Source organism: Vibrio sp. D173a (assembly GCF_030248475.1).
Map to the genome: position 1 here is coordinate 1 of NZ_JAHGAH010000107.1, position 13,963 is coordinate 13,963.

Genomic DNA, 13,963 nt, shown 5'->3' on the forward strand with positions numbered 1-13,963 from the left:
TAAGTGAACGGCATTAGCCCTGTGCTCCCCTTAAATAAATCGATGCGTTCTTGAGATTACTGCGAATCGGTCAGCTCTTTATTCACCCAGTATTTCGAGCCAGAAACGTTTGCATCAACCAACAAGCCTGTGGTGTTTAACTGATATACCGCTACGCCGCTGTTGAATTGCGCTGTCATCTCTTCGCCATCCTCGCCTGCAACTAAAGAAGCTTCGCTCGATGCTTCCCAGCCTTCTTCAACAAAGGTGTTGAAGTCTTTTTCTTTCTCAAACAGCACGACTTGTTGGTAGAACTTACCGCCAACACCAAGAGCGACGCCAGCACCGAACATGTTCATGTAAGTGCGCTTGTCGGTCGATTTGTTGACTGCAACACCAGAGCCGGAGTTGGTATGGAACATCGACGACAGTTTGCGTGAATCAAATACCGCGTAACCGTAAGCTTTATCGTAAAGATCTTTCGCTTCTGGCTTCTCATTAAACAGTTTGAGCAGGGTGCTATCCGACATCAAGTCAATCGCTTGGCGAGCTTCTTCCGGTGTATCACCTTCCATCAGCTCATCAATTTTCTTGTCAGCTTCGTCGATCCACTCTTTACTGGTTTCGATACTTGCATCCGTCCATTCGCCAGCAGTGTTGATCGCATCTTCTGACCAATTAGTGAAATCTTCCCATGCCTGTTTTGAGAATTCTTTGGTGCTATCCCATGTCTCTTTAGCCGTATCGGAAACAGCATCCCCTAAGTCTGAAAGGCTGTTAGAAATGTCGTCCCAGTCGGCATAAGCCGGAGAAGCGAGCAAGGTTAAGGCAGTGATAAGGGCAAGAGGCTTTTTCATAGGTCCATTCTTTTATGAAATCAGATTCTTTCATTCTAGGTGAAAAATCTCAGAGGGAAAATTAGCACGCCGTTTAGGTTGGGATTGTCGTCACGAACTCACAGAGCTTTGACATGCTGGGTAAAGAAAAAGTCCTCAAACTCAGGAGCTTGAGGGCTTAGTATTACAAGTTAGGAAGGCTCGTTTTACTTGCTCACTTTACCTAGTTTCAACCAAGTATCGATAACCGTATCTGGGTTGAGTGAAACAGAGCTGATGCCTTGTTCCATCAACCATTCCGCAAGATCATCGTGGTCTGATGGACCTTGGCCACAGATACCGACATATTTGCCTGCTTTGGTTGCCGCATCTATGGCCATTTGCAGCATGGCTTTCACTGCTGGGTTACGCTCATCAAATAGGTGAGCAACATCGCCAGAGTCACGGTCAAGACCAAGTGTAAGCTGAGTCATGTCGTTTGAACCGATAGAGAAGCCATCGAAGTACTTCAAGAACTCTTCAGCAAGTACTGCGTTTGACGGTAGTTCACACATCATGATGACTTTCAAACCTTGGTCGCCACGACGTAGGTCGAACTTAGCCAGTAGGTCGATAACCGAAGCTGCTTCGCTTGGTGTACGTACGAATGGGATCATGATTTCAACGTTCTTAAGACCCATCTCGTTACGAACGCGTTTGATTGCTTGAGTTTCTAGCTCGAAACAGTCTTCAAACACTGGAGAAATGTAGCGAGACGCACCACGGAAGCCCAGCATTGGGTTCTCTTCATGCGGTTCGTAACCTTTACCGCCCACCAAGTTGCTGTACTCGTTCGATTTGAAATCAGACATACGAACAATCACGCGTTTTGGCCAGAATGCCGACGCGATAGTCGCGATGCCTTCGGTTAGCTTGCTAACGTAGAAATCAATTGGATCTTTGTAACCACGGATACGCTCAGTGATTTCAGCTTTTAGCTCATCGCTTTGTGCATCGAAGTTCAGCAAGGCTTTCGGGTGAATACCAATCATTTTGTTGATGATGAACTCAAGACGCGCAAGGCCCACACCTTCGTTTGGAATCTGAGCAAAGTCGAATGCACGATCTGGGTTACCAACGTTCATCATCACTTTGGTTGGTAGCAGTGGCAGCTCATCGACCGCTGAGCGCTTGATTTCAAACTCCAGCTCGCCTTGGTAAACGTAGCCCGTTTCGCCTTCAGCACAAGATACTGTTACGGTCTCACCGTCAGTCAGTTTGCTGGTGGCGTCACCACAACCAACGATAGCCGGAATACCAAGCTCACGTGCGATGATCGCTGCGTGACAAGTACGGCCGCCACGGTTCGTGACAATCGCAGACGCCTTCTTCATTACTGGTTCCCAGTCTGGGTCAGTCATATCAGTAACCAGTACATCGCCTTCTTGTACCAATGACATTTGGTCTAGAGAATCGACTAAGCGCACTGGGCCTTTACCGATACGCTGACCAATTGCACGACCTTCAACCAAAACATCAGCTTTGTTGCTTAGCTCGTAGCGTTCAATCACGTTTTGCTCGCTTTGAGAACATACGGTCTCTGGGCGTGCCTGTACGATGTAAAGCTTGCCGTCGATGCCATCTTTTGCCCACTCAATATCCATAGGACGTTTGTAGTGCTTTTCGATGATCATCGCCTGTTTTGCGAGCTCTTTGATCTCTTCATTATTCAGAGAGAAGGCATTGCGCTCTTCTACTGAGGTGTCGATAATCTCTACTTGCTTACCGATCTCTTGACGGTCAGAGTAGATCATTTTGATCTGCTTAGAGCCAAAGGTCTTTTTAACAATTGGGTGTTGACCCGCTTCTAGCATTGGCTTGTGGACGTAGAATTCATCAGGGTTTACCGCACCCTGAACCACCATTTCACCCAAGCCCCAAGAAGAGGTGATGAACACGACTTGGTCGAAGCCCGATTCCGTATCTAGGGTGAACATAACGCCAGAAGAGGCTTTGTCCGAGCGCACCATGCGTTGGATACCAGCCGACAGCGAAATGCCGCGGTGGTTAAAGCCTTGGTGTACACGGTATGAAATTGCGCGGTCATTGAACAAAGAAGCGTAAACGTGCTTGGTCGCTTCTAGTACTGCATCAATGCCTTTTACGTTTAGGAACGTCTCTTGCTGACCAGCAAATGACGCATCCGGTAGATCCTCTGCAGTTGCAGAAGAGCGAACGGCAACAGAAATCTCAGGATGATTGTCTGTCAGTTCTTTGTAGTTATCACGGATGTCTTGTTCAAGATCCGCAGGGAACGGGGCTTCTAATACCCATTGACGAATGGTGGCACCTGTCTTACGCAGAGCTTCTACATCATCAACGTCTAGTTCATCAAGTAGTTGGTGAATACGCTCATCCAAACCTTCGTGGTCAAGGAATTGGTTAAACGCATACGAGGTTGTCGCAAAACCGTTTGGTACTGATACACCAACATTGGCTAGGTTAGAAACCATTTCGCCAAGTGAAGCATTTTTACCGCCGACCTTGTCGACATCATCCATGGATAGTCCATTGAACCAGAGGGTGTTCTTTTGCATGTCTTTCTCCAGAAACATTGCAGCTTTGTAGGGGATTAATACCAACCTTGAACAGCGGTGGTTCATCCTTGCAGGTCAATGTCATCGAAGACACAGTCTCGGGCTGACAACAGCCATTGCAGCTAAGGGGCGTTAACTACAACTTCCCAACTAGGGCTTAAACGAATTTTCCGACGCAAACATGGTTCAACACTTTTCTTGGTTGATATGAAAGGCAAACGATTACGTGTTTACTTAAAAAAACTCCGAAGAATTTTCAAAGCTGTGGGGCACGCAATTGCAAGCCAAACTCATTTATTAATATTATGTAAACCATCCTACTCAAATGAATTTGAAAAAATAAACAAAAATGCAAATAAATAGCCAAAGTCGTGATGTATTCTATGTTTCTGACGGAACGGCCATAACATGTGAGACATTAGGCCATGTTGTTTTGGGTCAGTTTTCCCTCATTCCTAATGAAAAAACCTTCCCTTTTGTCGAAAGTGAAGACAAAGTTGCCGATGTCATCAAGGAAATCGAGATTTCCTACCAACGTGATGGGGTTAAGCCCTTGGTATTCTTCTCGATTGTTGTGCCAGAAATTCGTGAAATGTTACTCAAAGCGCCAGCTCACGGTTATGACGTGCTGGAGAGCATTGTGCAGAAGGTACAAGACGACATTCAGATGGAGCCACAGCCGAAGATGCAGCGCTCACGCAGCGTAAGCAAAGATTCGGATACCTATTTCGACCGTATCGCTGCGATTGAATACACGCTTGCTCACGATGATGGCATTACGCTTAAAGGCTTAGATGAAGCTGATATAATCCTCCTTGGCGTGTCACGCAGTGGCAAAACACCGACCAGCCTGTACATGGCGATGCAATTTGGCTTACGTGTGGTGAACTACCCGTTTATCGCTGAAGACGTCAAGATGATGCGCTTATTGCCGGAGTTTGAGATTCATCGCCACAAGTTATTTGGTTTAACCATCAACCCAGAACGTTTGAACGAGATCCGCGAGAACCGATTGTCAGGTAGCGAATACGCGAGCACTGAACAATGTAAGTTGGAGCTTGATACGGTAGAAGCGCTGTTTAGACGGGAGGCAATCCCTTACATCAACACTTCGTCTTTGTCGGTGGAAGAGATCACCACGCGCATTCTTGAAAGAGCAGGAATGAAGCGTCGCTTGTTTGGCTAAGTTGCCCTTGTTTGGCTAAGTTATCAATGCTCAAGCACAAAAGAGGAGATATCTGCGTCTCCTCTTTTTAACTAGCGGCTAGCTTTTACTCATCGGAAAGTTAGCGATCCGTCCGATTAGTAATGTTGGAACATCTGCTGGATGTCTTGGTAATTTTGGGTTTGTGTTAGCGATAGCATCAACAAAATACGAGCTTTTTGTGGATTCAACGTGCCAGATGCCACGAAACCGTATTTATCGTCATCAATTTCCGCATCTAAGGTAGTAGAGCCGGTAGGCGTGCGAGAGCTGCGAACAACCATGATGCCATCTTTACTCGCCTTTTCTAACTCATCAAATACCGTGTGGTACAAGTTACCATTGCCGACACCTGCGCTGACGATGCCATCAAACTTCGCATCGACGAATGCTTTCACAGGTAAGCTAGAAGCATTGGCATAGTTATAAACGATTCCGACTTGTGGCAGCTTATCGAGCTTGGAAACATCGAAGGTTGTTTCAGTGGTGTGTTTGCGCTCTGGGCTGCGTTGGTACTTCGCATCGCTGTTGTGAATGTAACCGAGTGGGCCAAAGTTCGGTGATTGGAAAGTACTGACTGATGTTGTGTTGGTTTTCGTTACATCACGCGCATCAAAAATGGTGTCGTTCATTGCGACTAGCACGCCTAGACCTTGAGAATCTTCATCCGTTGCGGTCACCACTGCGTTGTAGAGGTTAACTGGGCCGTCAGCACTCATTGCCGTAGAAGGGCGCATTGCACCTACGATCACAACAGGCTTGTCACTCTTCACCGTTAAATCTAGGAAGTAGGCGGTCTCTTCTAAGGTGTCGGTACCATGAGTAATCACAATGCCATCTACGTCGTCCTGAGCGAGCAGTTCATTCACACGCTTGGCTAACGTTAGCCAGACTTCATCGTTCATGTCCTGAGAGCCGATGCTGACCACCTGTTCACCGGAAATGTCGGCAATTTTGGTCATGCTAGGCACTGCGTTGATCAGTGAATCGACTCCAACCTTACCAGCGGTGTAGTTGGATTCAGTGGCGGATTGCCCTGCACCAGCGATAGTGCCGCCGGTTGCTAAGATCTTGATGTTAGGTAAATCAGCATTTGCAAAAGCCAATGAGCTCATGCATAAACCGAGTGTTATCGAACTGAGGCGGAGAAACTTTTTGGTCATAGGAATCACCTGTTTTGGGTTAGATGTTGGGGGAAGCGTTATCTATCCTAAAAACAGTGCGGTAGATTTTTTGAGCACAACTTCACCAATTTACAGATGAAAATCGTGATCAACCAATCAGTTAAAGAATATTAAATCAACCATTTAACTTAGTTTATGTGCTTCATTAACAAGTGAGATCTTTCAGCAGTCTGTTTAACAATTGGTTAATTGCTATTCATGCATTTGTAATTAACGACTGAATTTGACGATGTATTGAGGGAGAACGCTTTGGCTGAGCACCGCTTGCTCAGCCAAAAATTGGGTTGATTAATCTTAGCTAAGCGCAGGCGCGAGAGTTTGAAGATCGGCTGGTTGGTGCAATGCCAAATAGTCTAGAAACTCAGGCTTTGGAATAGGTTTTGAAAAGTAGAAGCCCTGTATGTTGTAGAAGCCGAGGTCATGTAAAGCCCACAATTGCGCCTCCTCTTCGACACCTTCCACAATGACAGACATATTCAGTGTCTGGGAAAGAGTGTGTATCGCCTCGAGTAACGGTTGAGTTGTTTTTCCGTTACCTAAACTGGTTACGAAGACGCGATCAATCTTGATGATGTCGAATGGGTATTGCCCAATAAAATCCAGACCAGAATAGCCTGTACCAAAATCATCAACGGCAATACGAATGCCCAGTGAGGCCAGTCGGTCCAAGTGTTGACGCAATATTGAAAACTCATCTTTGTTAAAAATCGCTTCTTCGGTAATTTCAAATACCAAACGTTCACTAATGAAATAACTGAACATCAAGCGAGACTCGACTTCTTTAATGAAGTCATCTCTGAGAATCAAAGAGCGACTGACGTTAACGCTAATGTAGCGATCATGAAAGGCTTTCTTATTTGTTGAGATCATCTTGATCGCTTTATCCAACACCAGATAAGTGATTTGATCGATCATCCCAACTTTCTCGGCAAGAGGGATAAAGATACCAGGAGAAATGAACCCTTGAACCGGGTCGTTCCAGCGCACTAAAGACTCGCCACCGATGACACTGCCATCACGTTGGTCAACGATAGGCTGATAATGCACACTCAAGTTGCGCCCTTTGATAGCTTGAGCCAGAGAGAACTCCAAACTGTTTCTGGCCACCTTTTTTGAATTAAAAAACAGATGGACGACCAGAGCACAGGCCATTCCTAGCAGCCCAATCCATAACTTGCTTGCCAAGAATTGCCAATAGAATGCATAACCAATTGTCGAGTAGACCGTGAAAGGGAGGATTTCTGAAGTGATTTGTTCGCTGCGCAGTGCGTTGCCATCAGTCAGATCAACAGCGGTTCGATTAATAATATCGACTCGATATTTCATGTCACCGAAGCTAAAGATATCCTTCACCAGCATTTCCAGTACTTGTTTTGGAAATACCACACTGATGCCTCGCCCTTTATCCGAACTAAAAAATAGGATCAATGCTTGGTTATTGGTCAACGCTCGCTGCGTGTAAGACAGCGTGGTGTGTACATCGCTATCACCCAAGCGTTTTAGTATTGTCGAGTAAATCCGAAAGGACGGATGACGTTCGCTACTGGTGCACTGTACCTTGCCATTTTGATCAAATGTAGCGATGTCTTTTGCCATCCCTAAACCAAAGATGTTGGTGCGTAAGTCGTGGATCAGTTCGCTACACGGTTTGAGATAAAACTCATCATCGAGTAAATGAGCTAACTGTTGAACATTGCTGTGAAACTCAGATTCAATTGCCTCTACTGCCTGTTGTGTGAGCTTTTTATGATATTGATGGGCAAAAGGGATAAATGCCACCATAGTGATCGAAAAAGAGAGTAGGCCGACAACACACAGTGTGAGGTTGTTACTCCACTTTTTAGATGGATTGGAGAAGAATCGATTTGCCACAGATATAAGTACAGCAGGTAAGTAATGACATAAAACTATAATAAGCATGTCAATTTTAGGAATTGTTCAATGTAAAGTGTGATGTGAGTCTTATAAAATTTAAGCAAGTTACTATTTTTTAATGAAAAATAAGACTCCCTGTCTCATAAGTTTGGTAAATGCCCCTTTCGGTAATATTTGTTATGTAATCGTTTGCAGTTCAATTTTTCTTCATGATTTTGTCTGAAAAAAGTTGTTCAAAGTGTCGTTGAAACACGCATTTTCCATCGTTTACTCTGACATTTTCTTAACGAAGTGTTTCAAAACTTGGTCTAGTTTATCTACAGCAAACGATTTCGTTGTACGTCTGCAATTAACAAGAGGTTAGGGATATGATTGCCAAGGTTTTCTCTGTAGAAGTGACTTGTCCAAGTTGTGGTGAGCTTCATACTAAAAAGTCTAGGGACTGGTTTATCGATAAAAGTACGCCGTTTTTAGCGGGGGAAGGGTATGACTTTTACTGCGCTTGTGGGCAAGAAGTTGAGTTCTCCTTGTTGTCTCAGCAACATGGTTCTGTGGCTAGGCCGTTGGAAGAATTGGCGTTCTGACGCTCGGTAGAACAGTATTGCTTGACCAAGGTATAAAGTGCATAAAAAAAGCGGCTTTACCCCGGAAAAGATAAAAGCCGCTTGCTAATATAACCAAGCACTTACTGTAACTTGGATATAGACGTGTTATTCCACGTCTTAGCGCATAATCATTTGTTCACGACCAGGGCCAACCGATACCATTTTCACTGGTACGCCCATTAGCTCTTCAATACGTAGAACGTATTTTTGTGCCGCAACTGGTAGCTCTTCGAATTTACGGCAACCGGTAATGTCTTCACTCCAGCTTTCCATCTTCTCGTAGATTGGTGCTAGTGCAGCCGTTTGAGGCCAAATTGGGTTCTCACTGTGCTCGCCTGCGTAACCAACACAGATTTTTAGATCTTTAAGACCTGTCAGACAGTCTACTTTTGTCAGTGCGATTTCAGTCGCTGCCTGAAGCTCAACGCCGTTCTTAGTCGCTACTGCATCGAAGTAACCCATGTCACGTGGGCGACCTGTTGTTGCGCCGAACTCACCCGCTAGTTCACGGAATGCATCTTGCTCTTCCATTGCAGTGATTAACGTACCAGTACCTACTGATGAGCTGAACGCTTTTGCGACTGCAATAACACGCTCTGGACGCAGAGCAGGAAGACCACTACCGATGCCCGCGTACATAGACACAACGTTTGAAGAGGTTGTCCATGGGTACTCACCGTAAACAAGGTCACGGCCCGCACCTAGTTGTGCTTCGAACAGTAGAGTTTGGTCTTTTGCTTGTAGCTCTTTTAGCGGCAGCGTTACGTTGCAAATAGCATCACGCCAAGGGGCAGACACTTCCAGCAACCAGTTCGCCATTTCTTCAGCGGTTTGCTCGAATTCAAACGTTGGGTAAAGGGCACGTAGTTGTGGAAGTTTCCAGTCCATCCAGAACTTGATGCGTTCTACTAGAACTTCTGGTTGTTTTAACCAACCAACTAGGATGCCTTTTTTCATCACACGGTCGCCGTATGCAGGTGCAATACCTTGACGAGTTGAACCGTATGCTTTGTCGCCTAAGCGTTGTTCTTCTAGCGTATCTTCTAGTGCGTGTAGAGGTAGACACAGTGTTGCGCGATCAGAGATGCACATGTTCACTTTAACGCCCGCTTCCGCGACTTCCGCAATCTCCTCAGACAGCGACGCAGGGCTGATAACCATACCCGGACCTAAAACTGCCAAACAGTCAGGGTTGAAAACGCCACTTGGTAGCTGGTGCAGCTTGAACGTACCTAGGTCGTTAACTACGGTGTGACCCGCGTTGTTACCACCTTGGAAACGAATGCTTGCAGAAGCTTGCTCTGCCAAAAAGTCAACGATGCGGCCTTTGCCTTCATCACCCCAGTTTGCACCTACAACAACGATAGACGACATAATTCATTCTCCAAAAACAGACTGGAAAATCTTAGGATGCTCGCATGAATAAGAGAAATTAATTATACTCATTAACTTGATAAGAAAATCATATTGGGTAATTTTCTATGTTGGATTTGAACTGGTTACGTACGTTTGTCACTTTGGCAGAAGTAAAACATTTCGGAAAAACAGCGATTGAACTGCACATGACGCAGCCAAATGTCAGTCTTCATATCAAACAGCTAGAGCAAGCAACGCGGGCTAAGTTGATTGAACGTAACCCTGTGCAATTGACCCAAGCCGGAAAGCGTTTGTTAGACACCGCACAGCACATGCTGAATGAGCTGCAAATCTGCCAATCCGATCTCAATGCCATTAATGACTTAACGCAAGGAACGCTCTCGATTGCGGCGAGTGATATTGTCTCGCGCCTGTTACTTATCAAGCCATTCCAACAATTCAAAAATGAATATCCTGGTATCGATTTAGCGCTGTTCAACACCACTTCATCACAAGCGGTAGATTTAGTAAAAAGTGCCCGCGCAGACATCGGCTTTGTTATTGCGCAGAAAGAGAGTCAACCGCTGCACTTTACTCCTCTGACGCAAATACACTGGTGTGCTTTCGGCGATAATATTTTCAAATGGAAAGAGAGCACAGAAGAAAACCAAACCTTGATTCTACTGGGGCATGATACCCGAACGCGTGAACTGATTGATGCCTCTCTGCCAGAGCTAAACCTGCCAAAACACAGAGTTATGGAAGTGGGTAGTGTCGAGGCCCAAATTGATTGGGCAGAAGCCGGATTCGGAACCGCAATTGTGCCGGACTTCTCACTCGATCCAAGATTAAAACTCTCACGAGACGTGACGCCCTTACCCAGCTTCCCCAACACTGATTTTGGCTACATCGTGCGCCAGAATCAGGTGCTATCCAAAGCTGCCAAACAGTTATTGAAGTGGGTGGGTGAGAATGTATCTGTGGTAGAGGTTTAACGGTATGCAAGACACAACGATTACCATCTCTTTACCATCTTTGATTCACCGAATTGGTGGTGACCATGCTAAGCGAGCCAAAGCTATAGCCGCAGAGAACAAGTGCGAACTGAAGCGCATTCGACGTTCTCGCAAGTGGCAAATTGCTGGTGAAGCTCTGAATTTAAAAGCATTTCTCGACGTTATCCGTTCCCAAGACGACGAAAATTTGCATTTTGTGATTAAAAAATTGGAAATTGGTCTTACCAAATACAGCGATAAGCTTGAACCTTTGGAAGCCAAACTTATTCGATTGGTAATGGAGAATCCAAACATTACTTTGGCAGAGCTAATGTCGGAAACAAATTGCACTTTGATACAGGCAAGGACAGCGCGTTTCGAAGCTGAAATGCTGTAAAGTAATTGATTTAATAAACTATACCGAACTTCACAACTGAAGGATGAGTCGTTTTACTAAAGACACAAGTTATGACCTTATGTGTTTAAGGGCATAAAATCTGCATTGTTGGCCTTGGTTCACAAATAAAAGCCAAGACAAGGAGGTTTTATGTACCCACGTGTAATCCTTTCCATTTTTACGTGTGCTTTAATTGCAGCGTGTAACAGCGATACGACAGAAGATACAACTTTCGCTCTTGAATCTTCATGTGATTTAGAAGCGGTTAATTTACTCGATTTCGAAGCTTGGCAGAGAGAAGAGGGCTGGTGGGTTGGTGAATATACATTTTTAGGAAGTGATGGTAATCCAAATGTGTCTTCGAGATGGCCTTATCGATACGACCACTACAAAGGCTTTATCCACCTCGAAGTGGTGGGTAACAGTATCAAGCAGCGTAATGTATTCCTCTACCCTCCCAAACTGGCACAAGATTGTTCCAGCGATACCGACGTGATTGGCCCTGGTATTTGTGGAACGAATGGTAATGAAAAAATCTTTAGTGCCGATCAAAGTGCATCGGACTGTAATGGGGGCTTGGCGGGTTCCTACGAAGCTTATGGAATGATGGTTGACACCTCAACCACTTTGATGGGGGAGGACAGTGTTCTTTACCAAGTGTATTTGCCTGACGGAAGTATCATGCAAAACCAGTTAACGACCCTCCCACCAAACGATACGAGAGTGCGCACAGCTCAAGGCTTTTTTATGGACCAGCCAACTTATGCAAGTTTCTACCGAGAAAAGAAAGTCACCAAAGAAGAATTTATGCAGCAGTTGGCAGATGCGCGTGCCGAATACGCCATTCTTGAGGAAGACTTTTGTGGCTATGATTCGGGCGGTCAGCCTAGCCAAGTGACTTGTACCGAGCATTTTGGCGTAGATATTACAAAGTAGCTCTAACGCATAATGATCACGAGTGCCTAGGATCAGTCTTGTGATTCTAGGCACCTGTTGATTTTAGAAGCCTTTGATTTGGGTAATATCCTTAAAATTGAACCACAATGTAAAGTGAAATCAGCATCGCGACAGGAGGAAAACATGCGATGGCGCAATAGTAAAAGAAGCTCAAACGTAGAAGACCGTCGAGGACAATCAGGGGCAAGAAGCTCTGCCTCAACAGGCTTACTCGTTGCGCAATTGTTCCGTTTTCTGCCTTTCCTCTTAAAAAGCAAGGTAGGGCGAGTGGTGTTACTTGGTGGTGTTCTGTTCTTTGGGTATCAAGCTCTTATGGGAGATGGTGATCTGATGGGACAAATTGCAGGCACGCCAGCGGTAACGCAACAGTCAAACAACTCAGCTGATAGCCAAGCGTTAACGGATGAGAATGCCCAATTTGTTGCGGCTATACTAGGAACGACCGAAACGGTTTGGGGTGAACTGCTGCCTAATGGTTATTCAGAGCCGACTTTAGTGTTGTACAGTGGTTCTACAATGACAGGGTGCGGCGTGGGCAGGGCGGTGACTGGGCCGTTTTATTGTCCAGCAGATCGGAAAATATATCTAGATTTGAGCTTTATGGATGAGCTTAAAAGACTCGGAGCGCCGGGAGACTTTGCCTTCGCTTACGTAATTGCTCATGAAGTTGGCCACCACGTACAAACACTGCTTGGCACCAGCAATCAAGTTCGCCAATTGCAACAGCAATCCTCTCGAGTTGAAGCGAATGAATTGAGTGTCAAACTTGAACTGCAAGCTGATTGCTACGCTGGCGTATGGGGATTCTACGTCAATAATGAGATGAAACTGCTTGAGCCTGGAGATATGGAAGAGGGTATTGCTGCGGCAAGTGCGGTGGGCGATGACCGATTACAATCTATGGCAGGGCAAAGTGTACAGCCCGATAGTTTTACTCATGGATCTTCGGAGCAGCGGGTCGAGTGGTTTCAAAAAGGTTTTCAATCGGGTGATCCAAACCAATGCCAAACATTCGAAACTAACTGAGCAATGATGAGAGGGAGTTATACAGTTTGAAGGTCAAGCTGCCTTGATCTTAGTTTTACTGTTTACGAAGAGTGAAACCAGATAGGAGCTTGACCTTACTTATCGAGTTTTGTTGCGAACTCGCTTTACCACATCAAATCGTCTGGCACGACGAAATCTGCGTATGGATCATCTTCTGCTGGGATATCTGATTCAGGCTCTTTCTGTTCAATGATCACAGACTCGTCACGCTGAGCAATCTTGTTTGCAACAGGGCGAGGAATAACTACATAGCTCTCACCGACGATGGCAATCGCCAAGATACCTTTGATCAATTGATCACGGATGATTGAATCGACGTAAAGCGACTTCACAAGTGTACCGTGTGTGAAGTTGTATTTGATGTCGCCATCTTTCAAATCAACCTTGTTCATTTCAATCAGCTGGTTGATTTGCGCTTTGATTTCTTTGTTCAAGCGTTCTGCATTTTGTTGCTCGCTCAATTGCTTGTCACGCTCTAACTGCTGACGTTTGTTCTCTTCAACCGCCGCCTTTACTTCGCGAGCTTGAACGCGTGATTTTTTAGAGCCTTTTTTCGCTTTTTTCAGTTTTTTCTCGTTAACCAAGCCTGCTTTTAGCATCTGCTCTTGAAGGGTAAGTTTTGCCATGTTCTATCCAGTTAGTGCGCAATTTTGTGCATTTTAACCAGTCATTCGTCGCAAAGAAAGGGGCTGGTGTCCTTCTCATCCACATCGGATTGCTTGAAACAGGGGTAGCAATAGCATTGAGAAGTGGTTCAAATAAAGAACTTTATGCGATAAAAATAAATAATATTAAATAGGATGCCATGTTAAATATATTTAGCCATACCTAGAGCTCTTATCTCTAATGTTTGTTTTGTAATTTAAATCTGAATTTATTGTGACGCTGTTAATATTAGTAACTATTAAATAAAGTACATTTTATTTGGTTGGTTGGCTTTGTTGCGTAATTC

12 protein-coding genes are annotated in these 13,963 nt (G+C 45.1%); 6 read left to right on the forward strand and 6 right to left on the reverse strand.

Annotation, left to right across the window (positions count from 1 at the left end):
• Positions 1–56: 56 nt before the first annotated feature.
• Together KIV40_RS11885 and ppsA are read right to left on the reverse strand one after the other, a co-directional pair.
• Entirely contained in the window at positions 57–836 is a 780-nt protein-coding gene (locus tag KIV40_RS11885) for a hypothetical protein (RefSeq protein WP_285349368.1), read from the reverse strand.
• A 185-nt stretch (positions 837–1,021) separates the two neighbouring features.
• Positions 1,022–3,391 (reverse strand): phosphoenolpyruvate synthase, encoded by a 2,370-nt coding sequence (gene ppsA, locus KIV40_RS11890; RefSeq protein ID WP_285349370.1) that lies wholly within the window; start codon positions 3,389–3,391, stop codon positions 1,022–1,024.
• 349 nt (positions 3,392–3,740) lie between these two features.
• Here ppsA and KIV40_RS11895 point away from each other — a divergent pair, with 349 nt between their 5' ends.
• A complete protein-coding gene (locus tag KIV40_RS11895; protein WP_285349371.1) occupies positions 3,741–4,577 on the forward strand; it encodes a pyruvate, water dikinase regulatory protein in 837 nt (278 codons plus the stop codon).
• Between the two features lie 116 nt (positions 4,578–4,693).
• On the opposite strand, the gene ansB is transcribed toward KIV40_RS11895, so the two are convergent.
• Together ansB and KIV40_RS11905 are read right to left on the reverse strand one after the other, a co-directional pair.
• Entirely contained in the window at positions 4,694–5,758 is a 1,065-nt protein-coding gene (ansB, locus tag KIV40_RS11900; protein ID WP_285349373.1) for an L-asparaginase 2, read from the reverse strand.
• A gap of 315 nt (positions 5,759–6,073) precedes the next feature.
• Positions 6,074–7,561, reverse strand: a complete 1,488-nt coding sequence (locus tag KIV40_RS11905) for an EAL domain-containing protein (protein WP_285349383.1) — start codon at positions 7,559–7,561, stop codon at positions 6,074–6,076.
• A 461-nt stretch (positions 7,562–8,022) separates the two neighbouring features.
• On the opposite strand from KIV40_RS11905, the gene KIV40_RS11910 reads away from it, so the two are divergent.
• Complete coding sequence (locus tag KIV40_RS11910; protein WP_045374524.1) at positions 8,023–8,238, forward strand: hypothetical protein; 216 nt, start codon at positions 8,023–8,025, stop codon at positions 8,236–8,238.
• A 138-nt stretch (positions 8,239–8,376) separates the two neighbouring features.
• On the opposite strand, the gene KIV40_RS11915 is transcribed toward KIV40_RS11910, so the two are convergent.
• Positions 8,377–9,633 (reverse strand): adenylosuccinate synthetase, encoded by a 1,257-nt coding sequence (locus tag KIV40_RS11915; RefSeq protein ID WP_285349375.1) that lies wholly within the window; start codon positions 9,631–9,633, stop codon positions 8,377–8,379.
• 107 nt (positions 9,634–9,740) lie between these two features.
• Here KIV40_RS11915 and KIV40_RS11920 point away from each other — a divergent pair, with 107 nt between their 5' ends.
• The 4 genes from KIV40_RS11920 (at position 9,741) to KIV40_RS11935 (ending at position 12,990) form a co-directional block, all read left to right on the forward strand.
• Positions 9,741–10,610, forward strand: a complete 870-nt coding sequence (locus tag KIV40_RS11920) for a LysR family transcriptional regulator (protein WP_285349377.1) — start codon at positions 9,741–9,743, stop codon at positions 10,608–10,610.
• Positions 10,611–10,614: 4 nt separating this feature from the next.
• A complete protein-coding gene (locus KIV40_RS11925) occupies positions 10,615–11,007 on the forward strand; it encodes a ribosome recycling factor family protein (RefSeq protein WP_285349378.1) in 393 nt (130 codons plus the stop codon).
• Between the two features lie 150 nt (positions 11,008–11,157).
• Positions 11,158–11,943, forward strand: a complete 786-nt coding sequence (locus tag KIV40_RS11930; protein WP_285349380.1) for a hypothetical protein — start codon at positions 11,158–11,160, stop codon at positions 11,941–11,943.
• A 144-nt stretch (positions 11,944–12,087) separates the two neighbouring features.
• On the forward strand, positions 12,088–12,990 hold the full coding sequence (locus KIV40_RS11935; RefSeq protein WP_045383979.1) for a neutral zinc metallopeptidase: 903 nt from the start codon (positions 12,088–12,090) through the stop codon (positions 12,988–12,990).
• Between the two features lie 125 nt (positions 12,991–13,115).
• On the opposite strand, the gene KIV40_RS11940 is transcribed toward KIV40_RS11935, so the two are convergent.
• Positions 13,116–13,637 (reverse strand): DUF2058 domain-containing protein, encoded by a 522-nt coding sequence (locus KIV40_RS11940; protein ID WP_005532322.1) that lies wholly within the window; start codon positions 13,635–13,637, stop codon positions 13,116–13,118.
• Positions 13,638–13,963: the final 326 nt, after the last annotated feature.